This window comes from Halomonas sp. TP35, from assembly GCF_052375975.1.
GTDB lineage: Bacteria > Pseudomonadota > Gammaproteobacteria > Pseudomonadales > Halomonadaceae > Vreelandella > Vreelandella citrativorans.
This window is the reverse complement of sequence record NZ_JBQSUZ010000002.1, coordinates 123,215-148,798: the sequence shown is the minus strand read 5'-3', so window position 1 is coordinate 148,798 and position 25,584 is coordinate 123,215. Positions and strand designations below refer to the sequence as shown.

Annotated in this window: 23 protein-coding genes and 1 tRNA gene; 14 read left to right on the top strand and 10 right to left on the bottom strand. The window is 50.9% G+C overall.

All coding sequences use genetic code 11. The features are described 5' to 3' along the window. Positions 1–58 precede the first annotated feature (58 nt). From ACT3RU_RS03425 to ACT3RU_RS03415, 3 genes are all read right to left on the bottom strand, one after another. The gene (locus ACT3RU_RS03425; RefSeq protein ID WP_087105533.1) at positions 59–340 is read right to left on the bottom strand and encodes a hypothetical protein; all 282 of its coding nucleotides are present in this window, start codon (positions 338–340) and stop codon (positions 59–61) included. Between the two features lie 121 nt (positions 341–461). Then, positions 462–1,646, bottom strand: coding sequence for a 1-acyl-sn-glycerol-3-phosphate acyltransferase (locus tag ACT3RU_RS03420; RefSeq protein ID WP_192526513.1), 1,185 nt, complete (start codon positions 1,644–1,646; stop codon positions 462–464). Between the two features lie 56 nt (positions 1,647–1,702). After that, positions 1,703–2,641, bottom strand: coding sequence for a recombination-associated protein RdgC (locus ACT3RU_RS03415; RefSeq protein WP_483392500.1), 939 nt, complete (start codon positions 2,639–2,641; stop codon positions 1,703–1,705). A 159-nt stretch (positions 2,642–2,800) separates the two neighbouring features. Here ACT3RU_RS03415 and ACT3RU_RS03410 point away from each other — a divergent pair, with 159 nt between their 5' ends. The 9 genes from ACT3RU_RS03410 to ACT3RU_RS03370 all read left to right on the top strand — a co-directional run bounded on the left by ACT3RU_RS03410 (position 2,801) and on the right by ACT3RU_RS03370 (position 15,123). After that, the gene (locus ACT3RU_RS03410) at positions 2,801–3,235 is read left to right on the top strand and encodes an acyl-CoA thioesterase (protein WP_087105530.1); all 435 of its coding nucleotides are present in this window, start codon (positions 2,801–2,803) and stop codon (positions 3,233–3,235) included. A gap of 145 nt (positions 3,236–3,380) precedes the next feature. Further along, the gene (gene gyrA / locus ACT3RU_RS03405) at positions 3,381–6,086 is read left to right on the top strand and encodes a DNA gyrase subunit A (RefSeq protein WP_087105529.1); all 2,706 of its coding nucleotides are present in this window, start codon (positions 3,381–3,383) and stop codon (positions 6,084–6,086) included. Then, positions 6,070–7,173, top strand: a complete 1,104-nt coding sequence (gene serC, locus ACT3RU_RS03400) for a 3-phosphoserine/phosphohydroxythreonine transaminase (RefSeq protein WP_087105528.1) — start codon at positions 6,070–6,072, stop codon at positions 7,171–7,173. The genes gyrA and serC overlap by 17 nt, the downstream gene beginning before the upstream one ends. Before the next feature lie 5 nt (positions 7,174–7,178). Continuing rightward, positions 7,179–8,270 carry a prephenate dehydratase gene (gene pheA / locus ACT3RU_RS03395; RefSeq protein WP_192526515.1) on the top strand — a complete coding sequence of 364 codons (1,092 nt, stop codon included), beginning with the start codon at positions 7,179–7,181 and terminating at the stop codon, positions 8,268–8,270. 5 nt (positions 8,271–8,275) lie between these two features. Further along, the gene (locus tag ACT3RU_RS03390; protein WP_087105583.1) at positions 8,276–10,555 is read left to right on the top strand and encodes a bifunctional prephenate dehydrogenase/3-phosphoshikimate 1-carboxyvinyltransferase; all 2,280 of its coding nucleotides are present in this window, start codon (positions 8,276–8,278) and stop codon (positions 10,553–10,555) included. Next, positions 10,548–11,237 carry a (d)CMP kinase gene (cmk, locus tag ACT3RU_RS03385; RefSeq protein ID WP_192526516.1) on the top strand — a complete coding sequence of 230 codons (690 nt, stop codon included), beginning with the start codon at positions 10,548–10,550 and terminating at the stop codon, positions 11,235–11,237. The genes ACT3RU_RS03390 and cmk overlap by 8 nt, the downstream gene beginning before the upstream one ends. Positions 11,238–11,432: 195 nt before the next feature. After that, on the top strand, positions 11,433–13,109 hold the full coding sequence (gene rpsA, locus ACT3RU_RS03380) for a 30S ribosomal protein S1 (protein WP_087105526.1): 1,677 nt from the start codon (positions 11,433–11,435) through the stop codon (positions 13,107–13,109). A gap of 292 nt (positions 13,110–13,401) precedes the next feature. After that, complete coding sequence (locus ACT3RU_RS03375; RefSeq protein ID WP_087105525.1) at positions 13,402–13,779, top strand: histone-like nucleoid-structuring protein, MvaT/MvaU family; 378 nt, start codon at positions 13,402–13,404, stop codon at positions 13,777–13,779. A gap of 1,005 nt (positions 13,780–14,784) precedes the next feature. Further along, positions 14,785–15,123, top strand: a complete 339-nt coding sequence (locus ACT3RU_RS03370; RefSeq protein ID WP_192526517.1) for a hypothetical protein — start codon at positions 14,785–14,787, stop codon at positions 15,121–15,123. A gap of 8 nt (positions 15,124–15,131) precedes the next feature. Here the strand turns inward: ACT3RU_RS03370 and ACT3RU_RS03365 are convergent, their stop codons facing one another. The 6 genes from ACT3RU_RS03365 to pilB all read right to left on the bottom strand — a co-directional run bounded on the left by ACT3RU_RS03365 (position 15,132) and on the right by pilB (position 20,827). Then, positions 15,132–16,007 carry a DNA replication terminus site-binding protein gene (locus ACT3RU_RS03365; protein ID WP_087105523.1) on the bottom strand — a complete coding sequence of 292 codons (876 nt, stop codon included), beginning with the start codon at positions 16,005–16,007 and terminating at the stop codon, positions 15,132–15,134. Positions 16,008–16,040: 33 nt separating this feature from the next. Further along, positions 16,041–16,274: a DNA gyrase inhibitor YacG gene (gene yacG, locus ACT3RU_RS03360; protein ID WP_087105522.1), complete on the bottom strand. Its 234-nt coding sequence runs from the start codon at positions 16,272–16,274 to the stop codon at positions 16,041–16,043. Positions 16,275–16,305: 31 nt separating this feature from the next. Beyond that, the gene (gene coaE / locus ACT3RU_RS03355) at positions 16,306–16,896 is read right to left on the bottom strand and encodes a dephospho-CoA kinase (protein WP_192526518.1); all 591 of its coding nucleotides are present in this window, start codon (positions 16,894–16,896) and stop codon (positions 16,306–16,308) included. A gap of 131 nt (positions 16,897–17,027) precedes the next feature. Next, positions 17,028–17,879 carry a prepilin peptidase gene (locus ACT3RU_RS03350; protein WP_192526519.1) on the bottom strand — a complete coding sequence of 284 codons (852 nt, stop codon included), beginning with the start codon at positions 17,877–17,879 and terminating at the stop codon, positions 17,028–17,030. A 17-nt stretch (positions 17,880–17,896) separates the two neighbouring features. Beyond that, positions 17,897–19,129 carry a type II secretion system F family protein gene (locus ACT3RU_RS03345; protein WP_192526520.1) on the bottom strand — a complete coding sequence of 411 codons (1,233 nt, stop codon included), beginning with the start codon at positions 19,127–19,129 and terminating at the stop codon, positions 17,897–17,899. Between the two features lie 3 nt (positions 19,130–19,132). Beyond that, entirely contained in the window at positions 19,133–20,827 is a 1,695-nt protein-coding gene (gene pilB, locus ACT3RU_RS03340) for a type IV-A pilus assembly ATPase PilB (RefSeq protein WP_192526521.1), read from the bottom strand. A 225-nt stretch (positions 20,828–21,052) separates the two neighbouring features. Between pilB and ACT3RU_RS03335 the strand changes: the two genes are divergently transcribed. The 5 genes from ACT3RU_RS03335 to ACT3RU_RS03315 all read left to right on the top strand — a co-directional run bounded on the left by ACT3RU_RS03335 (position 21,053) and on the right by ACT3RU_RS03315 (position 24,248). Then, complete coding sequence (locus ACT3RU_RS03335; protein ID WP_318779678.1) at positions 21,053–21,454, top strand: pilin; 402 nt, start codon at positions 21,053–21,055, stop codon at positions 21,452–21,454. A gap of 124 nt (positions 21,455–21,578) precedes the next feature. Then, positions 21,579–22,031 (top strand): anti-virulence regulator CigR family protein, encoded by a 453-nt coding sequence (locus ACT3RU_RS03330; protein ID WP_192526522.1) that lies wholly within the window; start codon positions 21,579–21,581, stop codon positions 22,029–22,031. A 94-nt stretch (positions 22,032–22,125) separates the two neighbouring features. Beyond that, the gene (locus ACT3RU_RS03325) at positions 22,126–22,935 is read left to right on the top strand and encodes an inositol monophosphatase family protein (protein WP_192526523.1); all 810 of its coding nucleotides are present in this window, start codon (positions 22,126–22,128) and stop codon (positions 22,933–22,935) included. Between the two features lie 95 nt (positions 22,936–23,030). Next, positions 23,031–23,107, top strand: a tRNA-Pro gene (locus tag ACT3RU_RS03320). A gap of 538 nt (positions 23,108–23,645) precedes the next feature. Further along, positions 23,646–24,248 carry a hypothetical protein gene (locus tag ACT3RU_RS03315; protein ID WP_192526524.1) on the top strand — a complete coding sequence of 201 codons (603 nt, stop codon included), beginning with the start codon at positions 23,646–23,648 and terminating at the stop codon, positions 24,246–24,248. 90 nt (positions 24,249–24,338) lie between these two features. Here ACT3RU_RS03315 and ACT3RU_RS03310 read toward each other — a convergent pair whose 3' ends face one another. Next, positions 24,339–25,580, bottom strand: a complete 1,242-nt coding sequence (locus ACT3RU_RS03310; RefSeq protein WP_192526525.1) for an ArsB/NhaD family transporter — start codon at positions 25,578–25,580, stop codon at positions 24,339–24,341. Between the last annotated feature and the right edge of the window lie 4 nt (positions 25,581–25,584).

Genomic DNA, 25,584 nt, shown 5'->3' with positions numbered 1-25,584 from the left:
GGTACGATGCAGGCGTTTAAATTGACGTTAAAGCGCGTGCAGTCTTGATGTCGGGTTGTTAGTAAAGTGCTTGCTCTTCTTGAACGACCTCTTTTAAAAGCTCTAAAAACAGTTTGTCAGCCTCTGAGTGCTCGGCAGGATCTTCCGGAATATGGACACTGGTAGTGCCAGATATCTCATTGGCGATTCGCGCCATTACTGCCGGGCTGCTGCCTTCGCTTAATTGCTGGCGCGCGATTACCAGCGACTGACCAAGAATGTCAGGATCTTGAAGCAGTTTGCGTATGAAACCGCGCAGTTCATTAATAATACGTGTTTTTTGAATTTCTGATGCAGACATAAGAGTCTCCTTAACGCGGCGCTTGAGCTGATTATCAAGCGAAGCCAGTCCATGCATTGACCATAGCATTTTTAGTGCAGCGAGTATGGCTTGTCTACGTTTAGGCCAGTGATTTAGCCTACTACGTTAACGTTAAACGCCCTGCTTTGTGTTTTACCGGATTGGCATACTGAGCCAGCCAGTAAGGACGCAAATTCTCTGGCACCGCTGCCATTCGCGCCTGGAAACGTTCGCGGTCCTGGCGAGTGATGGTTTTACGGGCAACCAGCTCCGGCGCCTCACCGAGTGCTTCCAGGGCTAAATAGTGGCTTGGGAAGAGGCGGTAGCCACCGATAACCTGACGATCAATCTCTGCGGCTACTTCATCGGGAGTCGCCATGTCGGCGCCTACCGGGGAGCCAAAACGCAGCTGTACTCTGCCTTTATCACCGGTAATGCCAGCAACGATAGAGCGAATATCTTCAAATTCACTTTTAGCATAGCTACCTTCTGTTGCCACGTCGTGTAGCTCCTGCGCTTTTTGCACGTCGCAAGGGTCATATTCATAGCTAATCGAGACAGGCACCAGCTTGAGTTCGGCTACCGCTTCACCAAACACCATATCTCGCTCGGCATTACGCTTGGCCATGGTCAGCATCTTGATAATAGCGGGGTCGGTGCGGTCAATGCCGTTTTTGGCGCGGCCTTCACGCTGAGCCATCCAGATGGAGTGCTGGTCATCGGTAATTGAGTAACGAATATAAGCAGAAAGCTGTTGGTACGCTGCCAGCATGGCACGCTTTCCGCGCGCACTTCTGGGGACGATAAAGCTTTTATTGAGCCGCATTAGATCAGTGACATACGGCTTTTTAAGTAGGTTGTCGCCAATGGCAATGCGCACCGTATCGCGGCCCGCCTGGTAGAGTGCATAGTTAACGAACGCGGGGTCGAGTGAAATATCCCGGTGATTGCCAATAAAGAGATAAGCACTATTTGGATCGAGCTTATCCAGGCCTGCAACTTCAAACGCATCGGTGGTGGTGCGGATCATGCGATCCATGTAGCTTGCGATGCGCATTTGAAAATCACGTACCGTTGCTACGCCTTTTACTTCACGCTGTATCGCGTGGCTTGCAAGCTTTCGGGCAAGCGGCGGAACCCAGCGCGCCATGCGGGGAAGGCGAAAGCGAGTAAGCGCATCAAGAAGCTCGCTATCGCGGGCCAGGCGCGCGAGAACATCGGCTACTTCGTTGTCCGTATAAGGGCGTATATCCGCCCATGGGTCAGCGGCGTTCAGTGCGTTGGGTGCGTCGTTGTGATGAGTCATGCGATCCGTAGGATGATAGACAATAAAGAACAATTCATAGCAGCGCGATCAACCCTTTAGTTACCTAACGGGGCAGCAGGTTCCTGCTTGTTTTCACCACCCAGCCACTCTATCAGACGAACAACGTCATTGGATAACGCTTGGGCCATCAAAATAAAGTCGGTTTCAAGCCGGGCCAGAGCGTCATCGCCGTCGTCAGCATGGTCAGCCCCTTCAATCAAGGCATCACCAAAACGCAACGATTTCAGAGCCAGGTCATCATGCAGAACGAAGCTCAATCGGCCTTCAAGACTCATGGCGAGCTTACTGGCTTGACGTCCGCTCTCTAGTAGTTGTTGGATCTCATCGCTATCCAGGTCGACCTGGCGAGCGCGGAGAACGCCATCGTCGCCTTTGGCTTTAAGTTCCACCTGGTCACCCAGCTGTAAATCTGCTGGGCGGCTAGCGGGGTCGCCAAGCCATGTCGTCATCGCACGAATAGGCAGTGTTTGGGATGACAAGGGCGTTGCCTTGAGGCTGCCTAAGGTTTCTCGCAATAGGTCTAGCAAGTCTTCAGCACGGGTACGAGAGCTGGCATTGATACCGATCAAGTGGCGTCGTGTGTCCCACCAAAGGTCAATTTTTTGGCTGCGTACAAAGGCACGAGGCAGAAGCGCTTCCGTCACCTGCTCTTTAAGCGCGGTTTTCTCTTTGCGCGTCACCTTGCGACCTTCGCGCGCCTCTATATCAGCGACCTGGTCGTCGACTTCCTCTTTGACAACAGAGGCAGGTAGCAGACGTTCTTGACGCAGCACGGATAATAGCCGGTGGCCCTGAATTTCATGTAGCAGTTGACCGCCGCCAAGGCGGCCTGCTGGTGCTGTCCAGCCTAGTCGGCGAGCATCCGCATTGCCGAGCGGTTTGGCCGCATGCGCTTGTAATGCGTCGGCAAGCGTTGAACTGTCGAGTTCAGGGGCGCCATGTAGGCGATATAAATGCAGGTGCTTAAACCACATGTCACCAGTCCTATCCAAAAGGTGGCACATTATGTCGAAAGCGGGGCGTTCCTGCCAGCACCTTGCCGCTTAGGTATAAGTTGTATGTGTTTTAAACCTGTGTTTGATTGAGGTGGTGGCTAATGGGCCTGTTATCTTGAGCTTGGAAAAGGAGTTGTTATGACGGTATCACCTTCTCGCGCTCAGCTGCGTGTACGTGGCTACCACTTGGACGGCTATGGGCATGTCAATAATGCCCGCTATCTAGAGTTTATGGAGGAAGGGCGCTGGGCGTTTTTTGATGAGTACCCAGCGATGATTGGCGAACTCCATCAGGCGGGGCGGGCGTTTGTGGTGGTAAATCTTAACATTGACTACCGCGCCGCCGCCGTTCAGGGCGATGACCTGACTATTTTGACGGGTATTGTAGAGGTAGGTGAGCGCCGTGCGCTGTGTCATCACCGCATCTATCGAAGCGATGGTGTATTAGTAGCGCAGGCCGATCTTACGTTTGTTCTTCTCGATATGCGGGCGAATAAAGCCTCGGTGATTGAAAATGAGCTTGCCGAGCGGCTGAATGCATTACTACTTACCAAAGAGCAGTTTACGCCTTAATAATCAAGGGGAGTGTCCTGGCTGCCCTTGGTGCGGATGCAGTGGTATGATGTAGCAGTATCTGCGCATCGTCTTTTTTTAAAGGCGGTACTTTTAGCGCTTTCAACTCTCGCAGTGCCAATGCAGTGCAAAGGATCTGACTTTCATGGGTGACATCGCCAGAGAAATCTTGCCCGTCAATATTGAAGACGAGCTCAAGCAGTCGTATCTCGACTATGCGATGAGTGTCATTATCGGCCGCGCGCTACCCGATGTGCGTGACGGTTTGAAACCTGTTCATAGGCGTGTGCTCTTCGCCATGCATGAACTGGGTAATGACTGGAATAAACCGTACAAGAAATCGGCGCGTGTTGTCGGCGATGTCATCGGTAAATATCACCCGCATGGTGATAGTGCGGTTTACGACACTATCGTACGTATGGCGCAGCACTTCTCAATGCGCCACGTTCTGGTCGATGGCCAGGGTAACTTCGGTTCTATCGATGGTGATAACGCTGCTGCCATGCGTTATACCGAAGTGCGCATGTCGCGTCTGTCGCATGAGCTGCTTGCCGATCTTGAGAAAGATACCGTCGATTGGGTCGATAACTACGACGGCACCGAACGCATTCCTGCCGTTTTGCCTACTAAAGTCCCCAACCTGCTGATTAACGGCTCGTCGGGCATTGCCGTGGGCATGGCAACCAATATTCCGCCGCATAATATGCGTGAAGTGATTGACGGCTGTTTAGCGCTGATTGATGACTACACGCTGTCGATTGATGACTTGATGGCGTACATCCCTGGCCCTGATTTCCCCACAGCGGGGATTATCAACGGCCGTGCTGGCATTTTAGATGCGTATCGCACCGGGCGTGGCCGCATCCACGTGCGCGCTAGCCATACGATTGAGCATCATGATAAAACCGGCCGTGACCACATCATCATTACCGAGCTGCCTTATCAGGTGAACAAAGCACGCTTGATTGAAAAAATCGCCGAACTAGTCAAAGAGAAGAAAATAGAAGGTATTGCTGAGCTACGCGACGAGTCGGACAAGGACGGCTTGCGCGTGGTCATTGAGATTAAGCGTGGCGAATCGGGTGAAGTCGTCGTTAATAATCTCTTTGCTCAGACACAGCTTCAGAACGTATTTGGTATCAACATGGTGGCGCTGGAGAATGGCCAGCCACGCACGTTGAACCTAAAAGAGATGCTGGAGGCGTTTATCCGTCACCGCCGTGAGGTAGTGACGCGCCGGACACTCTTTGAACTTAAAAAAGCCCGTGAGCGTGGTCATCTTCTTGAAGGTCTGGCGGTGGCTATCTCGAACATTGACGACATCATCGAGATGATCAAAGCCTCGCCCAGCGCAGCCGAGGCGAAAGAGAAGCTACTGGCGAAAACATGGCAGCCGGGGCAGGTCACCGGCATGCTTGAGCGGGCGGGTGCTACCTCGTGCAAGCCGGAAGAGCTGGATGAAAGCTTTGGTCTTAACCCTTCCGCGACCGAATATCGCCTGTCGCCTGCTCAAGCGCAGGCCATCCTTGAGCTGCGCCTACATCGTCTGACCGGTCTTGAGACCGAGAAGCTGCTCAATGAGTACCTCTCTATTCTTGAGAAAATTGCAGAACTCACCGAAATTCTTGCCTCGGCCGACCGGCTAATGGAAGTGATTCGTGAAGAGCTGCATGCCGTGCGCGACCAGTATGGTAATGATCGTCGTACAGAAATTCAGGCAAGCCATCTGGATCTCTCGATCGAAGATTTGATCGCCGAAGAAGACATGGTGGTCACCGTGTCGCGTTCGGGCTATGCCAAAACTCAGCCGCTTTCGGATTACCAAGCGCAGCGGCGTGGTGGGCGCGGTAAGTCGGCAACATCAATGAAAGATGAGGATGTGATTGAGCATCTACTCGTTGCTTCGACCCATGACACCGTTCTGCTGTTCTCCAACCGCGGTAAAGTGTATTGGCTGAAAGTGTACGAGATGCCATCCGCCAGTCGCGGTTCGCGGGGTAAACCGCTGGTCAATATGCTGCCGCTTGAAGAGGGTGAATCGGTTAACGCCATCTTGCCGGTGCGTGACTACGACCCCGAGCACTATATTTTCTTTGCGACCGCCAATGGTACGGTGAAACGTACCAGCCTGGAGCAGTTCTCGCGTCCGCGCAGCGTTGGTTTGATCGCCATTGATCTTGAAGAGGGCGACCGCCTGGTGGGTGCTGTTATTACGTCAGGCTCTGATCACGCCATGATGCTCTCTTCTAACGGTAAAGCGATCCGTTTTGAAGAGGGTAATGTTCGCGCAATGGGCCGCACCGCTCGCGGCGTGCGTGGCATGCGCTTGGCAGAGGGTGCTGAGGTTATCAGCCTAATCATTCCCAAGAGCCAGCAGATTGATGCTGAGGCGGATACGGATGTTGATGGTGCAGACGAAACGGTTGCCGAAAGCACACAAGCAGAAGGCCAGATTTACATTCTAACGGCCAGCGAAAATGGTTATGGCAAGCGCACACGCCTGGAAGAGTTCCCGCTACGCGGTCGTGGTGGTCAGGGTGTTATTGCCATGCAGACCAGCGAGCGTAACGGCTCCCTTGTGGCGGCCATGCAGGTTTATGACAGCGATGAGATGATGCTGATTACGGACCGTGGAACGCTGGTACGTACGCGTGTGGAAGAGGTGTCTACCACCTCACGCAACACCCAGGGCGTTATGCTAATCCGTCTGGGTAAAGAAGAAAAACTGGTTAAAACTGTTCGTGTTGATGAACCTGGTGACAGTGAGCTGGAAGCACTGGATGAAGAGGGTGAGCAAGACAACGCGGGCGACAGCGCACAGGACACGGCGACTGATGACACGTCACTATAACTTTTGTGCAGGGCCAGCGGCCCTGCCTGTTGCGGTGCTCGAAAGGGCCCGCAACGAGCTGGTAGATTACCAAGGGCGTGGCTTATCCGTTATGGAGATGAGCCATCGCAGCGATGAGTTTATAGCCATTGCAGAGCAGGCGGAAGCCGATTTCCGCCAACTGCTAAGTGTGCCCGACAACTATAAAGTGCTGTTCCTGCAGGGGGGCGCCAGCATGCAGTTTGCTATGCTGCCGATGAACCTGCTGGGCCAAGGCGGTAGTGCCAACTTTATCCAAACGGGCATTTGGGGCAAAAAAGCCATTAGTGAAGTCAAGCGACTTGGCTATGCGTGCCACTTGGCTGGAAACAGTGAGGCTGGTGGGTATGTGGCTGTACCTTCCCAGGATTCGTTGACGCTAAGTGCGGATGCGGCCTATCTGCACTACACCTCCAATGAGACGATTGGCGGGTTGGAATTTGACTATACGCCGCAAGTTGTGCGCGAAGATGGCCAGCATGTGCCGTTGGTCTGCGATATGTCATCCAATATTATGTCCAAGCCCATTAATGTCGCAGACTTTGGCGTTATCTTTGCTGGGGCACAAAAAAATATTGGGCCGGCAGGTTTAACCCTTGCCGTAGTGCGTGATGATTTGCTCGGCCGGGCGGTCCCCAATACTCCTTCGCTGTTTGATTACCAAATGCTCGCAGACGCTGGGTCGATGGTGAATACGCCGCCAACCTATGCGTGGTACCTGGCAGGGCTTGTATTCCAGTGGTTACGTGATGATGTCGGTGGCTTGGTGGCTATGGATGCCATTAATCAGCGTAAAGCGGAAAAGCTTTATAGCGCCATTGATGCCAGCGATTTCTATAGCAACCCCATTGCAGTGGCTAATCGCTCGCGTATGAACGTGCCGTTTGTGCTGGCTGATTCGGCTCTTGATAAAGCGTTCTTACAAGAGGCCGACCAAGCGGGACTACTGAATCTAAAGGGGCACCGTAGCGTGGGCGGCATGCGTGCTAGCTTGTATAACGCAGTGCCCGAAGAAGCCGTTGATGCGCTGGTTGCTTTTATGGCTGATTTTGAACAGCGAAGAGGCTAATGATCATGTCCGACTCGTCGATCAATCTGGACGACCTGCGCCAACGTATCGATCAACTTGATGGCGATATACTACGCCTGATTAGTGAGCGTGCTGACTGTGCTCAAAAAGTGGCGCATGTAAAGCTGGCTCACGATAAGGATGCGGTGTTTTACCGGCCTGAGCGTGAAGCGCAAGTGCTGCGGCGTATTATGTCGCTTAACAAGGGGCCGCTGGATTCCGAAGAAATGGCGCGGCTGTTTCGAGAAATCATGTCGGCTTGTTTGGCGCTTGAGCAGCCGATCAAAGTAGCTTATCTGGGGCCTGAAGGGACGTTTACTCAGCAGGCGGCGCTGAAGCACTTTGGTGAAAGCGCCATTAGCCTACCCATGGCAGCTATCGATGAAGTATTTCGTGAAGTAGAAGCGGGTGCCGTTAACTATGGCGTAGTGCCTGTTGAAAATTCAACAGAAGGCGTTGTGAATCATACCCTCGATACGTTTATGGATTCGTCTATCCATATTTGTGGCGAGGTGGTGCTACGCATTCACCATCACCTGCTGATTAGTGATACGACGCGTCGCGATAAAATCTCCCGCATTTATTCGCATCCCCAGTCGTTTGGCCAATGCCGGAAGTGGCTGGATGCGCATTACCCGCACGCCGAACGGGTTCCTGTTTCCTCGAATGCTGAGGCTGCCAAGTTGGTCAAAACTGAATGGCACAGTGCGGCCATTGCAGGTGATATGGCGGCCAAACTGTATGGGCTTGAGCGCGTAGCTGACAAGATTGAAGACCGCCCGGATAACTCGACCCGGTTTTTGATTATTGGTAGTGAGCGTGTGCCAATGGCGGGAGATGATAAAACCTCAATTGTCGTGGCCATGCGTAACCAACCTGGCGCACTGCACGACCTGCTTGAGCCTTTCCATCGGCATCATATTGATTTAACGCGCATCGAGACGCGCCCATCACGTACGGGCGTATGGAACTATGTATTCTTTATCGATTTTAAGGGCCACGCTGACGATCCGCGCGTTGCTGCCGTGTTGGAAGAGGTAAGGTTACGCGCCTCGGAGCTTCGCGTTTTAGGTTCCTATCCGCAGGGCGTGCTGTGACCGCTATGGCATCATCGGTCGTTGAAACACCTTCCTGTAATGAACAGCGGCTATTGATCGTTGGTCTCGGCTTGATTGGCGGGTCACTCGCAGCAGCGCTGCGCGCCTCAGGGTTTAATGGCGTGATTGTGGCTTGCGATCCAAGCGAAGATGAAATCGCTCGCGGTGTCGAGATGGGGTTAATCGATACGGGGGGCGTCACTCTCGCTGACCAAGTGGCAGGCGCTACCATGATCGTCCTCGCGGTGCCCGTGCTTGCCATGGAGTCGGTGATGGCATCGTTGGCAGGCGTACTTTCGCAAGCGGCAGCCAATGTGGTGCTAACCGATGTGGGAAGTACCAAAGCCACCATTCGCGACTGCGCAGAGCGTGTGTTTGGTGCTGTGCCGGCCAACATGGTGCTAGGTCATCCTATTGCGGGGTCAGAAAAGAGCGGTGTGGCGGCGGCTAATCCACGGCTTTTTGCTGATCACAACGTTATTTTGACGCCTGAACCAGGGGTCGATCCTGATGCGGTGGCGCGCGTGCGTGCGTTGTGGCAGGCCTGCGGCGCCAATGTGTTAGAGATGGACGTTGAACGCCATGATCAGGTCCTTGCGCGCACTAGTCATTTACCCCACTTACTGGCTTTTTCTCTGGTGGATACGCTAGCTCGTCAGGATGAGCGGCTTGAGATTTTCCGTTATGCCGCCGGTGGTTTTCGCGACTTTACGCGTATCGCGGGCAGCGACCCGGTCATGTGGCGGGATATTTTTACGGCTAACCGTGAGGCGGTTCTGGCATCTTTAGATGATTTTGAAGAAGGCCTGGCTCAGTTACGTCACGCGATTGAGCGAGGCGATAGCGATGCCCTTATTGCGACCTTTGATCGTGCCAGCCACGCACGCCATTACTTTGATACGTTATTGAATAAAACCAGCTACCAAGCGGAATACAATATGCAACCACAAGGCAAGGTAACCTACCGAGTTCGGCCCGGCGGCCAGGCGAAAGGCCATTTGCGCGTACCGGGTGACAAGTCGATGTCACACCGCTCTATTATGCTAGGAGCGCTGGCTCAAGGCGTCACCGAGGTCAAAGGGTTTCTTGAAGGTGAAGATAGCCTGGCGACACTACAAGCGTTTCGTGAGATGGGTGTTGCGATTGAGGGGCCTCACCAGGGGCGTGTCACTATCCATGGCGTGGGAATGAAGGGGCTTAAGGCTCCGGCCGGGCCGCTCTATGTGGGCAACTCAGGAACGGCGATGCGCCTGTTCTCGGGGCTTTTAGCCGGGCAGGCATTTGATAGCGAGCTTACCGGCGATGAGTCGCTAACCAAACGCCCCATGGGACGCGTGGCGGACCCGTTGCGGTTGATGGGTGCCTCCATTGAGACGGCTGAAGGTGGTCGGCCGCCGCTTAAAATTAAAGGTGGCGCGGCGCTCAAAGGCATTTTCTACGATATGCCTATGGCAAGTGCTCAAGTGAAATCATGCCTGCTGTTGGCGGGGCTTTATGCTGAAGGCGAGACGCGGGTGCGTGAGCCGGCACCAACGCGTGACCATACCGAGCGTATGCTTAATGGTTTTGGTTATTCTGTGTCACGCGAAGGGGATACCTGTTGGTTGCAAGGTGGCGGCGCCTTGAGCGCTGGTCCAATTGACGTTCCTTCTGATATTTCATCGGCAACGTTCTTTATGGTGGCGGCTGCAATAACGCCAGGTGCTGATATCACCTTGGAGCATGTCGGTATAAACCCGACTCGCATTGGTGTTATTAATATTCTTACGTTAATGGGCGCCAACCTTGAGCTTCTTAACGAAGCTGAAGTGGGTGGCGAGCCGGTTGCTGATATTCGTATCCGCTATGCACCCTTGAAAGGTATTGATATCCCGGTTGATCAAGTGCCCTTGGCGATTGACGAGTTCCCTGCGCTGTTTATCGCGGCGGCAAACGCTGCTGGCACCACGCGTCTTCGTGGTGCAGAAGAGCTACGTGTCAAAGAGTCCGACCGTATTCAGGCCATGGCTGACGGGTTGGCAATTTTGGGCGTTGAACATACCGTGGTTGACGATGGAATCGATATTGTCGGTAACGCCAATGCCGAAGTTGCAAGCTACGGTGGTGGGCGCGTTGATAGTTTAGGCGACCATCGTATCGCTATGGCCTTTGCCATTGCCGCACTACGCGCAAGTGATGACATTATTATTGATGACTGCGCCAATGTTGCTACGTCGTTCCCCACCTTCGTTGAGCTTGCCAATAAAATTGGCATGGGGGTTAACGTGGAGGGTGAGAATGACTAAGCCAATCCCTGTTCTGACCATTGACGGGCCAGGTGGGGCAGGTAAGGGAACCATCAGCAGTTTGGTTGCCGAGCGTTTAGGCTGGCATTTACTCGACAGCGGAGCGCTATACAGGCTAACCGCCACCGCGGCGGTTAAGCATGGTATTGCGCTTGATGACGAAGCGGCTGTTGCTGCATTGGCTGAATCGCTGGATGTGGCATTTCCCATCGAAAATGGTAAGCCCCGCACGCTGCTTGAAGGTGATGAGGTAAGCCAGGCAATCCGGACTGAGCAAACTGGAGAGTTGGCTTCTCAAGTGGCAGCGCTTCCCGCTGTGCGCGCGGCTCTGCTTCAGCGGCAAAGAGATTTTCAGAAGGCGCCAGGCCTTGTCGCAGATGGCCGTGATATGGGTACCGTCGTATTTGTAGACGCGCCGCTAAAGATATTTCTAACTGCTAGTGCTGAGGAACGAGCGCGTCGCCGCCATCTTCAGTTGCAGGAAGCGGGCATGAATGCTAGTCTTTCGAGTCTTTTAAAGGAAATTCAGGCACGCGATGCACGCGACACGCAGCGCAGCGTGGCACCTCTCAAGCCGGCAGATGATGCCATTACGCTTGATACCACGCGTCTGAGCATACCGGAAGTGGTTGAACGGTTGGCGGAATTACTTGCCCAGAAAGGGTTAGCATCCGGCACCTGATTCTCCCTTGCGGCGTTTTTGGAAAGGTGTCACGACGTGGCAGGGCGGCAGTTCATATGATCGTTCATATCAGAGAGCCCGGTCAGGTCTAACCAGCGTTAACACCTCCAAAGGCAGAGTGACATTAGGCCCGTACTCGCTGGTGGTACGGAGAAGGCATTTATGCCTCAACAACGTTGATCACGTAGGAAAACCATGAGCGAAAGCTTTGCTGAACTGTTTGAACAGTCCCTTAACGACATTAACATGGAGCCAGGCGCTATCGTCGCGGCTCAAGTTGTCGACATCGATGGCGACTGGGTTACTGTCAATGCTGGTCTGAAATCTGAAGGCCAGATCCCAGCGGCACAATTCCGCGATGAAAATGGCGAGTTAAACATCGCTATCGGTGACGACGTTCACGTTGCACTGGAAGCCGTAGAAGATGGCTTCGGTGAAACGCGTCTGTCCCGTGAAAAAGCCAAGCGCGCAGAAGCTTGGAAGATTCTGGAAGCCGCCTTCGAGAAAGACGAAATCATCAAAGGCGTGATCAACGGTAAAGTCAAAGGCGGCTTCACTGTCGACGTCGACTCTATCCGTGCCTTCCTGCCGGGTTCTTTGGTCGACGTACGTCCGGTTCGCGATACTGCGCATTTGGAAAATAAAGAGCTGGACTTTAAAGTCATCAAGCTTGATCCGAAGCGTAATAACGTTGTTGTTTCTCGTCGTGCTGTCCTTGAAGCTGAAAACAGTGCCGAGCGCGAAGCGCTGCTGGCAACGCTACAAGAAGGCCAGCAGATCAAAGGTATCGTTAAGAACCTGACAGACTACGGCGCGTTCGTAGATCTGGGTGGTGTTGACGGCCTGCTGCATATCACCGATATGGCGTGGAAACGCATCAAGCATCCGTCTGAAATCGTTGCTGTTGGTGACGAGATCAACGTTAAAGTGCTTAAGTTTGACCGTGAGCGCAACCGCGTTTCACTGGGTCTGAAGCAATTGGGCGAAGATCCGTGGGTCAACATTAAACAGCGTTACCCGGAAGGCACCAAAGTACATGCTGTGGTCACTAACCTGACCGATTATGGCTGCTTTGCTGAGCTGGAAGAGGGCGTTGAAGGTCTGGTTCACGTTTCTGAAATGGATTGGACCAACAAAAACATCCATCCGTCTAAAGTTGTCCAAGTGGGCGACGATGTTGACGTCATGGTATTGGATATCGACGAAGAGCGCCGTCGTATTTCTCTGGGTATCAAGCAGTGTACTGCTAACCCATGGGAAACGTTCAACGCTGAATACAACAAGGGCGACCGTGTTTCAGGTACCATCAAGTCAATCACTGACTTCGGTATCTTCATCGGCCTTGAAGGCGGTATCGATGGTCTGGTTCACCTGTCTGACATTTCCTGGACAGAGACTGGCGAAGAAGCGGTTCGTAACTTCAAGAAAGGTGATGAAGCCGAAGCCGTTATTCTGTCTATCGATCCTGAGCGTGAGCGCATCTCTTTAGGTGTCAAGCAAATGGATTCCGATCCTGTTGCTGAATACCTGTCTGTTAACGATAAGGGCAGCATTGTGACTGGCCGTATTGTTGAAGTAGACGCTAAAGAAGCACACGTTGAGCTGGCAACTGATGTTATTGCCATCCTCAAAGCCTCTGAAATCAGTGCTGACCGTGTTGAAGACGCGCGCAATGTACTGAATGAAGGCGACAGCGTTGAAGCGCGTATCATCAATGTCGATCGCAAGAGCCGTCAGATCAATCTGTCGATCAAAGCGAAAGAGCAGGACGATACTCGTCAGAACCTCAAGAAAATGCGTGATCAAGAACCCGAAGCTGGTGGTCCGACCACCATCGGTGACCTGATCAAGCAGCAGATGGGCCAAGACTAAGCTATTTAGTCGCTGGTTCTAAGAAGCGTCGCCCTATGGGCGGCGCTTTTTTGCTTATTAATAGACTGTTTTCTAAGCAAGTTAGTTGTATTAAATTAGATTTACCAACCTGCTTAAAACATTTTAAATGTACGCTATTCGCTTAAAAAACTCTTAGTAATTGAATGAAAGTACACTAGGCTATTGTCAATTAGTGGTTTTGAAGTAATAATGAGCGCGCATTCTGAACTAATGGATATGATGAGTGTCAATTCAATATCCAGAAGATAAATCTGAAGTATAAGGACTCCCCATGTCACTTCTAAACGAATATATCCAAAAAGAGCAGCAACTTAAGCAGTTGCAAGAAGACTTGCAGCGTCTTGAAGGAGACCAGCGTTTAAAAAGCGAGTTGGAATTCAAAGCTAAGCTTGAAGCGCTAATGAATGAATTTGGTAAGCGCCCTGCAGATGTTATCGCCCTGTTGGATCCGACAAACGATCAACGTGGCACCAAAGCATCTACCAGTAATAATCCTAATCGACGTAAGCGTCGTCTAAAAACTTACAGAAACCCCAAGACGGGCGAAATTATCGAAACCCGTGGTGGTAACCATAAAGGTTTGCGTAGTTGGAAGGATGAATACGGTGACGAAACTGTTGAGTCCTGGCTGGAAAGCATGGAAGATTAATTAGCAATTACCGGCACTTCTTTTAAGAAATGCCGGTTTTGCTTTAACAGGGGGCAGGTTTCCGGTGCGCGGCTCAGAATAGGCCCGATAGCTATTCAATATTAAAAAAACACCTCCCGTTAGCTTAGCGCCGCAAAAGTTAGTGCTGCATTCTTTGCCAGCTTGAAATTTATTTAGTGTGTTGGGTAATCGTGTCGTTGCTGTGGATGGTTTCGCTATAGGCATGCATGACGCTTGGCGAGGCTATAAGTGCCTTCATGGGCTATCTGATGCAGCATGCGGTAGAGGTGCCATTGCTATTTCCGGGTATACGCCCAATACTGGCTATCCGTTGAGCCCATCGCTTCGCCTTTCTGGCAATACGGTTTTTAAGAACATGTTAAGTAGTCTGTAGTCGTTCCTTGTCTAGCTCAGTGGCATATTCAACTGCTTCTATCAGCTCGGCAGTAGACTGATCTCGCTGCTGTTTTGTGCTGGGAAGAGCAAAGGGGTGGAGAGTATTCCGTTTGTACACTACGCTCTTTTATGGTTTATTAAAAATAGGCTTGGCCTGATTTGATATCACTATTGAAAGGCTGGCGCTGTCCGGGAATATTGAGTTACTGTCTGGCATACATGGGTCGCTTGTGCATATAGCTTGCCCCATCGTATCGTGTTGACTATTGTTTGATTTTTTTGTGTACGATTCTGTGGCTGCTCGTCTTGCCTTTAAAACGCTATTGGATAGCTGTGCGTTTTAATAGCGTTTCCGGGGATGTGAGTTAGTCGACGTATTGGCTTTGTCGTTTACGTCCTATACGTTTTTAGTGAATGATACGTTGAACCTTTTCTCGTAAGGCTATTGGCATTGGCCGATAACCTGTTGTTATCGCTTGGTGGTAATTCCACTGCACCGTGATGCACGGCAGGCTTCCAGGCTGGCTGTGCGGCATTGGGTATCTCTTGTGGAAATATCTGTTGTGGCGGTACTTCGACCATTTCAAGTAAGGTATGAATGAAACATCGATGAAATATCACAAAACTCCAAAACAGTCGGATGAACGTGACAAGCTGCGTAAGTTTCGTGAGTTGGATGATGCATTTGCGCAAGCTTTGCGCCAGTTGGAAGGCCCTAATAGTGGCTTCGATATTCCAACTGGGCCGCCGGTACGCTCATTGGCAGCGTTAGAAGAAGATGACGCAGTAGAGTGCTCACAAGAACGAGCGCGCTTGTTTGAAGAGCGCCTGAAAGCGTTAATGGATGAGTACAACCAATCGGACCAGGAGCTGCACGAGCTCATTTCAACGCTGTTGTTTTATGAGCTCTGGCCACAACATCAAGCCCCTGAGCTCACTGGTGGCTAGGCCTTTGATCAGGATCGGTAGCGATAAATACGCAAGCTGGGTAAAAACGCTTCGTGCTCAAGTTTTTCATCACGTCTTCTTGCCCGTGTGCGTTCCGTAGGGGGGTGTAGCGGCGGCAAGTTGATATGGGGCAGGCGTTGGTCAGGGGCGGGCACAAACAGCGGCATGGCAATATTGAGCGCCCGCCGTGAGTGTCCGTCGAGTAAAGGCTCAGTAAAAAAAAGGTTTGCCCGCATCAAAGGCGCCTGCGCTTGTACTTGTGCCAACGCCTCGTCGCCAGGAAGGCCAGCCAGCTTGCGCAGCTGAATACGTATATGCGGCGCTTCGGTATCCAGTTGCATTAGTTTTTTCTCCGCTTCCTGCACGCTGAGACGCTTAATCGAGCGCCCGCTGCTGTACCAGGCAAGCCGTATACGCGAAACCGGCGCTTCCGCAATCGGTATTTGTCGCCAACACTGCTTCAGGTGGAGTTTGGCAAGCCCGGTACGGCGCAATACATTATCTACTTGAGGGTGGCGTTGTGGCAGGCGTTGCTTGATTTCTCCGAATGCTTTTGGAGAGAGCTCTTTTATCCTATGAATTAACTCGCTAATTGCTGTTTTAGCATGGTTAATAGTGCCAACTGCCTCAATAAGGGGGGCGTCAGCGGCAATCACTCCTATGTAATTACGCGTTTCACGACCGTCCTGGCCTTCCTGGTGCCACATATCCAGTAGTGCGTTTCGCAGCCAGTTTAATTCGACGGACGGCTGATGCATAACCCATGCCGCCGGGCGCTGCCTTTCGTAAAGCACCAGCGCCGCTTCAATAGCGCAAACCAGATTATCAAATCGATTATCAAGCTCATGCAATAAGTGATAAGCGGTTACATCGGGCTCTTGCATGACCAATATTTACCTCACCGTGAAAACCATTCGTTAAGAAAGAGGCGCATCTTTATCAGCTTGTGCCAGAAGGGTGTCCAGGTCAGCCTCGTCCATGGCTGGCTCGCCTGCGATACGGTGAGACTCTTCGGCCCATGCGCCAAAATCAATTAATTGACAGCGCTTACTGCAAAAAGGGCGGTAGGTGCTCTCTGGTGCCCAAGCCACTTTTTGGCCGCAGTGAGGGCAGTTAACTTCTATGGGAGTATCATTAGCAGGGTGAGTCATAATAATCCTGAAATATATAGATAAAATTGAATTAACGAGTGCGATAAATACTGTCCAGACGCTCAACCTGACGCATCATAAAGTCATAATCTCCGCTGTTATCTATCACATCGTCGGCGTTAGCCAAGCGCTCTTCACGAGACATTTGCGCTGCAAGAATGGCACGTACCTGTTTAGGGCTTACGCCATCACGAGCGAGTGTTCTTGAGAGCTGAACATCGGTGGGCACGTCAACCACAATTGTTCGAGCGACCAGCATGTTTTGTCCTGACTCAAAAAGTAACGGTGAAACGAGAAGTACATAGGGTGAATCGTGGGATAGAGAGGTTAAATGCGCGACTAACCGTTCTCTGATAATCGGATGAGTAAGTGACTCTAGCCATTCACGCTTGGATGAATCTTCAAAGATGAGTGAACGCAAGGCCGCTCTATCAAGCGTTCCATCTTGGTTGGCGACATCTGAACCAAAATAATCAATAATAGCGCTTAAGGCAGGCTCACCTGGTGCCACAATTTCACGGGCGACGATATCTGCATCTACCCAGCTGGCCCCTAGCGATTCAAACGCGCGCGCTACGGTTGATTTACCCGAACCAATGCCCCCGGTTAAGCCAATAATCATAGCGACCCTTTATTGCGTTCTTTAAAACGCTATTTTACGTGTTTTTACGTAGAAAGTCGGTACCTATAGCGCATTATGCCCATGTAGGCGCCGCTTTGGGCATGAGATGCAATATACCTTCTTGGTTTGTATTAAACCCCAGGAAAAAAGGACAAATAAAGGGCGATAAGGTCATGTCCAGCCAGGAGGCATGCCCAGCCTGCTAACGCGAGAAAAGGTCCGAAAGGAAGCGGCGCGCCTCGTAAGCGTGGAAAGCATGTCTGTGCCACAACGCCCACGACAGCACCCATCCCCGCTGAGAGCAGTAAGAGCAAGGGAAGGAAGCTCCAACCCAACCAAGCGCCAAGAGCGGCTAGAAGCTTAAAATCACCATACCCCATGCCCTCTTTTCCAGTGGTTAGTTTAAATAGCCAGTAAAAACTCCAAAGGATCAGGTAACCCAGCATCGCACCAACGACGGCATTGGTTAATAAGTAGGGCTGAAATAAGAGCTGATAGACAAGGCCAGCCCACAGCAAGGGAAGGGTAAGAACATCCGGTAACAAGTAGGTGCGAAAATCGATCACGGCCAGTACGAGAAGGGTTACGCAGGCTGCATAAATAAACAGGCTGGAGAGGTTTATGCCCTGCAGCAGAGCAACCGTTAGGGCCAGTACACCGCTGCTTAATTCTACAAGGGGATACTGCAAGCTAATGCGGGTGTGGCAGTTTGCACAGCGGCCGCGTCGTTTAACCCAGCCGATTAAGGGAATATTATCGTGCCAAGCGATGGGTTTCTCGCAACGCGGGCATTGTGAGCGGGGTGTTGCAATATTAAAGCGAGGTGCTTGTTCCATGGGCAGTTCAAGAGCCGCACGAGCCTCATGCCGCCAGTGACGCATGAGCATTTCAGGAAGACGAGTAATAACAACGTTTGCAAAGCTACCCAAGCAGAGGCCCAGCAAACAAACCACTAGGCCGGTGCTCAGTGTAAGAGAACTCATAATGCTCCTCAAAATACCTAGATAACGGTACCCAGGTTAAAAATAGGTAAATACATTGAAACAACAATTCCACCAACCAAGATGCCCAGTACAACGATAATGAGTGGCTCCATTAAAGACGTCAGCGCATCCACCTGATTATCGACGTCTTCTTCGTAGTAACTTGCTACACGGTGGAGCATCGTATCAAGGGCGCCGGCTTCTTCACCAATGCTTACCATCTGCACCGCTAAAGCAGGGAAGCGGTTGGTCATTCGCATTGAGAAATGCAGCTGCTGACCTGTTGCTACCTCCTTTTGTGTCTGGAGTGCCGCTTTTTCATACACTTTATTGCCCGTTGAGCCTGCCGCTGTTGCAAGCCCTTCTACCAAAGGGATGCCGGATGCATACGTCGTAGCCAAGGTGCGGGAAAATCGTGCAACAGCCGCTTTATCGATGATGTTGCCGATAACAGGAATACGTAGCAAAAGGCGATGAAGCAGGTAGACAAGCGCTGGTGAGCGGCGCGTCAGCCATCGCAGCAATAGAATTACTGTCGTGGCTGTTCCCAGCAAAGGTAGCCATAGTTGTTGGGCCAGCATCGATAAGTCGACGGTTAGCTGTGTCACCGCCGGTAGCTCAGCGTCAAAGCTTTGAAACATGCTTTCAAACTGAGGTACCACTTTAATAAGTAATAGCAGTGTAATCGCGATGCCCGTCAGCAAAACGGTCGTCGGATACCACAACGCCTTTTTGACACGCCCCTTTAGGGACTCTAGTTTTTCCTTATAAACCGCGTTCTGCTCTAACATTTTGTCAAGTGTGCCGGACTGTTCGCCTGCATCAACCAGATTAATAAACAAACGATCAAAATGTTGAGGGTGGCATCGTAAGGCGTCAGAAAAGCTGGTCCCTGATGCTACGTCATTGGTTAGCTGATGAACAAGCGCCACCATCGAAGGTTTTTTCAGACTTTCAGCCACTACCTGAAAAGCTTGTAATAGGGGGATGCCCGCTTGAATCATCGTTGCCAGCTGGCGTGAAAAAACCATGATATCGCGAGGTTTTATACGTCCTTGGCTATTCAGGTCGTTTTTTTTAGTGACACGTCGCACGTCAATATTTTGTTTACGTAGCTCGGCGGTAACGGCGACCTTACTATGGCCGATAATTTCACCATGTAGTAAACGTGTTTGGCCCACCGTCCCTGTCCATTTCCAGCGGTACAAGCGGGGTGACTTGGCTTTACGTTTAACGGCATATCGAGTCAAACGTTACTCCTTAATGACACGATTAATTTCCTCCAGGCTGGTAATGCCTTGGATAACGTAATAAAAGCCGCTTTGGCGAAGGCTGGCATGTCCTTCCTTTTTGATCTGCTCGTTAATCTCAAGTGCGGATGCGTTGTGCATAATGAGCTGCCGAATCGTTTCTGAAACGGGAACCACTTCATAGATGCCCACCCGGCCTTTATATCCATGCGTGCATCTTTTGCATCCTTCAGCACGGTAAAAGGTTGCTTGTTGAAGAGTATCTTCGTTGACAACTTCGCTGGATATGGCGTCTATGGGGATATTCGTAGGCTGTTTGCAATGACTGCATAATTTTCGAGCTAAGCGTTGTGCAATAATCAGACTCACCGAGCTTGCAATGTTAAATGACGATACTCCCATGTTGCATAAGCGAGTAAGGGTATCTGCCGCAGAATTGGTATGCACCGTTGAAAGTACAAGATGACCTGTTTGTGCTGCTTTTATTGCAATCTCCGCAGTTTCAAGATCGCGTATTTCACCTACCATCACTACGTCAGGATCCTGACGGAGAAAGGCACGCAGTGCATTGGCAAAATCCAGCCCAATATGAGGCAGCACGTTCACTTGATTAATACCCGCTACCTTGATTTCAACAGGATCTTCTGCAGTGCAGATATTCCGCTCTACTTGATTGAGTAGTGCGATGCCCGTATAGAGTGAGACCGTTTTACCACTGCCAGTAGGACCTGTGACTAAAATCATTCCCTGGGGCTGTTTGAGTGCCTTTTCATAGAGTCCCCTCTGGGTATCTGAAAAGCCCAATTGGTCAATGCCAAGCTGAAGAGAGGTAGGGTCAAGCAGGCGTAGTACGACCTTCTCACCGTAAACGGTCGGCAATGAATTGATACGCAGATCTAACGTTTGGTGGCGTTTTGCCGAGAATTTAATGGCTCCATCCTGAGGAAGGCGACGCTCCGAGATATCAAGGCGAGCCATGATCTTCAAGCGTGCTGCTATCTGATTTCGCATTGTCAGTGGTGGCTGGGCAACTTCAATAAGCACGCCGTCAATTCTAAATCGAATGCGGTAGTGTTGCTCATAGGGCTCGAAGTGAATGTCTGAAGCACCTCGATCGATAGCGTCCAACAGTACTTTATTAACGAATTCAACGACAGGCCCGTCTTCTATACTTTGGGCCATGTCCTCAAGCAGAAAATCCTCATCTTCAGAGGCCAATTTATAATCAGGCAGATGCTTGATGGAACCTAAAGAAGCATATTTATGATGGGTGAGGTAGCTATTTAATACGCTCTCAAGCTGATCGGGTGGCGCCAAAACCCCTTCAATACTAACGACATCTAGAGTAAATGTTAGCTCATCAAGTTGAGACAGGACTGATGGGCAGGAAATGGCGACTGTGAGATGACGCCCCCGTTGAGCCAGAGGCAGGACTTTTAATGATGTTAAAAGATGGGCAGGAAAGCTGGTAGCTGTGGGCAGCGCTTCTAACTGTAGAGCCTCTAAATCAATCACTGGAAAGCCATATTCCCAGGCAGCTGCAGAAGCGGCGGCGCTAGCGTCCACGAGTCTTTGTTCAGCTACATAGCGTAATAATGATACTCCCAAGGCGAGTGATGCTGTTTCTGCTTTTTCGGCCTGGTCGATGCTTAGCAGCTCACTATTAATTAAACGCTTGGCTAATCCTTGAAATTTCATCAATAATCTCGAAAAAGATGATCTTTTAAGTTTTTGATATTAAAGTATTAATTGTTTCTTGTGAAAGATTGCTAATAATAATTCGCCTTCGCTCATGAATTAAAACGCTATTCTTCGACTAATAAATTGATTAATTATGATTAGTATTGTATCTGTGATACTGCTGCAAGACTAGTTGGTAATTTCAATAAAAAATGTGCGTGATGTCGATAAACAGGGGGCAGTTTGGATAAGCATAGCGGCAAGATCAAAGGGGATGACGGTGGCTTCACGCTGATAGAGCTCATGATCGTCATTGCTATCGTAGGCGTTTTGATGGCAGTGGCAGTGCCCCAGTATGGGAATTACCTTGATAAAGCGTCTTTAACTGCATGCGAGGGAGAGCTAGCTTCCTATCGGAGTATGGCATTGGTAAATTATTCGCTGTCCAAAACAGCTCAATCAGACTCAGCTATTTCTGATGATTTCAGCTTTCAAGCCTGTGATAGCCAGACGGATAGCCGTAAACAAGATTTGCTTGAAGCATTTACGAGCAGTGACACAAGTAGGGATGCCATCGAAATTCAGTCAGCACGCGGGGGCGTTATTAATATTGAAGCAGGAAAAATCGTGGTCAAAGGCTCTTAGTATCAGATAGGGAGTGGATGTTAAAAGACCCCGTATGATCTTTATATTTCCATACTCTGTGCGTATTTCCTCACTACACTACAAGCAATCGTGTTAGCCAATATGTTTAGTGAGAGGTTTTCAAATGAAGCGAACGAGTCTAGCCGTGTTGGTAAGCTGTCTGGGAGGCTTGATAGGTGCCAACAACACGTTTGCACAGCCGCCTGCCCACGCACCAGCCCATGGCGCACGCGATAATGGGCAAGAGCAGCGGTATCAGCAAGGAAGCTCACGTTCGATGCGTGAAAGCCACAATAAGCAATATGTGGATTTGCCACGCGTCAATGAGCGCGAGCTACTGCGCTTGCTACGCCAGTTTAATGCCCCCGCTGCTGAATCACTGCCCCCCGGCATTCAACGACAAATTCAGCGTGGCAAACCGTTGCCACCCGGTATTGCAAAGCGCTTTGATGGCCCATTGGCCGGTCATTTGCCGCGCTATCCTGGCTACGAATGGGAACGAGTAGGCGCTGATGTAGTGCTGATTGAAGCGGCCACGCGGGTAGTAGTAGACATTTTGGTGGGTGCACTGCGTTAATTTTCCTGCTTTTATTGCATCATCGTGACTTAAAAAGTCATATTGTGTGACTATGCTCAAAGTCCTCGCAATGCGTAGAAGGAAAAGTAGAGCAATGCATACATTGAAAGAGCGCCTGGATGTAGCCGTTTCTATTGCCCATGAGGCAGGAGAGCTCATTCGTCAGGCACGCGCAGACCAGTCATTTTCACAACGGCTCAAAGCGGGTGATGAGTTAGTTACGGATGTTGACGTGGCCGTCGATCAGTTAATAAGAGAACGATTAAACACTTACTTCCCTGATGAAGCGCTCCTCAGTGAAGAACTATCTCCCGCGCATGCGTTAAATGCAGATGTCTCTAAACTTTGGGTGGTAGACCCCATTGATGGCACCGTCAATTTTGCGCAAGGGTTACGGCATGTTGCGGTGTCCATTGGGTGGATGGAAGAGGGGATAGCCAAGGTGGGTGTGGTCTATGCACCTTTCCTGGATGAAACCTTCAGTGCGGCAGAAGGACAGGGCGCTTATTGCAATCAGCAAGCTATCCAGGCCAGTAAGGTAACGAGGCTAGCTGAAACCCTGGTAGGTACAGGCTTTCCTTATCAAAAAGAGGCCCGCCAAAAACTACTAGCACGCTTGAATGAAGTACTAGCGCATTGTCGAGATGTACGACGCAATGGAGCAGCAGCGTTGGATTTATGTGATGTGGCCTGCGGACGCTTGGGTGCTTATTATGAAAGCGTTTCGCCTTGGGACTTTGTTGCTGGCTGGGTTATTGCCCGGGAAGCTGGGGCAAGCGTAGGGCACTTGGGTACCGTTCCAGAAGGCGTGCCTGCAGACCTGTATCCTAATGAACTGCTGGTGACTGCGCCCGGCGTGTATGAAGCGATGCATCGCCTGTTGCTGGATGCAGACCATGCCTAATGCCAAATACTTGAAAAGAAAGCGCAAAAAGAACTTTTCATTTGGCGCATAAAGCGATAGTATACGCACCGTCTTGAGGGAAATGAACAAGACATCGGAGTGTGGCGCAGCTTGGTAGCGCGTTGCAATGGGGTTGCAAAGGTCGCAGGTTCGAATCCTGTCACTCCGACCAAGAATACTGATAAAACGCCGCTTACGGGTCATGCCGAGCGGCGTTTTTTTGTGCTTGGTAATATTCTGGCAAAGTATCGTCAGTTTTCACCCCGCTTGTGTCATAAGAGAAAGTGGAATCACACTAGGCGAAGGGCTTGATTCAGATAATTTTATTACACTGTATTAAGTGGTGGTTCATAACTAACCACACATATTTCTCCATAGGCATCGAGTAGCCGGTGTACTCCCTTACAGAGACGTTCAAACGAGAGGCAAGGTACGGCGCTCGGCATATCCGCAACGAAAAACGTGGGGTAACGGTGTTTGGGGAGGGGGCAGCCCAGTCAGCAAGGGTTTTGTGTAACAAAGAGCTTCTCCTGGGATAATCGAACTGATACCGTCGGGAAGTGGTGTCGCAGCCTCAAGGTGTCGCAGCCTCAAAAGGCTTGTGGAATATATGCATGAAAACATCCATTGGCCGGACTCTGAAAGAAATTCAAAAAAGCAGGTTTTGATAACCTGCGTATGTTGATCCAGTTGCAGCATCGCGAGGTGACATGAACGAGTTGCCGCATGTTCCTTCCAGTGGAGAAATCTTTACGCATATCCGCATCATCGTGGGTATGGTGCTAGGGCTCAGCGTTAGTCGCCTGATTATCGGCCTCACGCGTTTCGTTCAACATCCGGGGCGGGAGAAAATTTATCTCCTACACTTAGGCTGGGTGCTATTCCTTCTACTGTTTATCATTCATTTCTGGTGGTTTGAATTCGCGCTCGCCCATCGCCCGAACTGGTCCTTCGCACTCTATTTCTTCCTGGTATTCTATGCCAGCCTATTTGCAGCCTTGTCGGCGGTTCTGTTTCCGGATCGCATGGACGAATATCAGGGGTTTGGTGATTACTTCCAAAAGCGCAGCCGGAGCTTTTATGTTTTGCTGCTAGTGCTCTTGGTCGTCGATGTTATCGATACCCTGATCAAGGGCGGTGACTATTATGCAGCGCACTATGGCTGGTATTACCCGGTTCGTCAGGCGGTGCTGATTGCCGGAACCATATTGGCGCTGGTCTGGCGCTCGGAACGCTATCAGGCGGGGTTCGTTGTATTCGCGCTCCTGTTTCAGGTGATCTGGATCGTCAGCCTGTTCGAGGTGATCGACTGACCATAATAGCGTGTGGTGATACCCATGCCTCGTATAAATTGCTCGGCAACGTGGGTGCTGCATCGGCTAGTAAAATACGAGCAGCCATGATCACGCGGTCAGTAGTGTTATCCAAGCGAGCGCCAGCACTATGCAAGCGGCGGCAACTGGAACGCCTGCACGGCAGAATTCTCGCATGCTAATGGTGATGCCGCGACTTGCTGCCTGCTCAACCACAATAATGCCTGCAAGACTTCCAAAAATGATGAGGTTACTGGAAAAGCCTGTACTCAATGCCAGCGCTGCACCAAGCGCATCCACATCCCCTGAATGCTGTAAAAATGGCGCCAGCAGCATCACTGCAGGATTATTCCCGATAACATTACTTAAGACTGAGCCGACAATGAAAAGTGTTGTTGGATCGGAAAAGTCGATACCTGCCGCCTGCATTTCGGTGATGATCTTTTGCGGCATCCCTGTCTGGGCGAGCGCGGCATTCACAACAAACAATCCCATCAATAAAAGCAGCAGATTCCCATCAACCGTGCCGAGCACTTCCTTGGAAGATACGCGGCGGTTCACCAGAATAATACCTGCTGCTGACAGAGCAATAAGTTCGCGAGGTAAGTCTGAAAATACAAAAGCAGAAATTACACCAATAGTCACAATCGCAGCTTTAAGGGTCTCTAGTCGGTCCATTGATGCTATAGGCGCTGGCGACTCACGTGGCACGCTCGAATTATGCGGCGCAAGCTTCCAGTTGCCTCGATAGAGCAGGGCTACAACGCCCCAAACAAGTGGTAAGGAAAGCAACGCAGGTACCAGTGCAACCTTCATAAATCCGGTAAACGATAAGCCCAGCGCTTGGGCTGCAATCATGTTTTGTGGGCTGCCAATAATAGTGGCTACCGAACCGGTGTTGGTCGCAAAACAAAAGGCCAACAAAAATGGCGTTGGATTAAGGCCACGAGAAAGGGTTATCGACACTAACAAAGGTGTCATGGCAACCACGACCACATCATTCGTTAGCACCGCCGATAGACCTGCCCCCGTTATTACCAACAGCGCAAGCAAGCGCGGAGGAGAGACGTCCATCGAGGCCACTTTACTGGCGAGCCATGCGTAAAACCCAGAAACGGAAAAAGCACCTGATACGATCATTAGCCCGAATAATAAGCCGATCGTTTCATAATCGATTGCATTCCAGGCCGCCTCATCGGTAATCCGCTGAAAGCCAATCATGGCGACAGCACCAACGACGGCAGCGCCAGTTCGATCAACACGAAAACCAGGGAGATGGCCGAGAGCCAATGCCAAGTAGACCAGCAGAAAGATGATGATGGTTATATCCACTTTA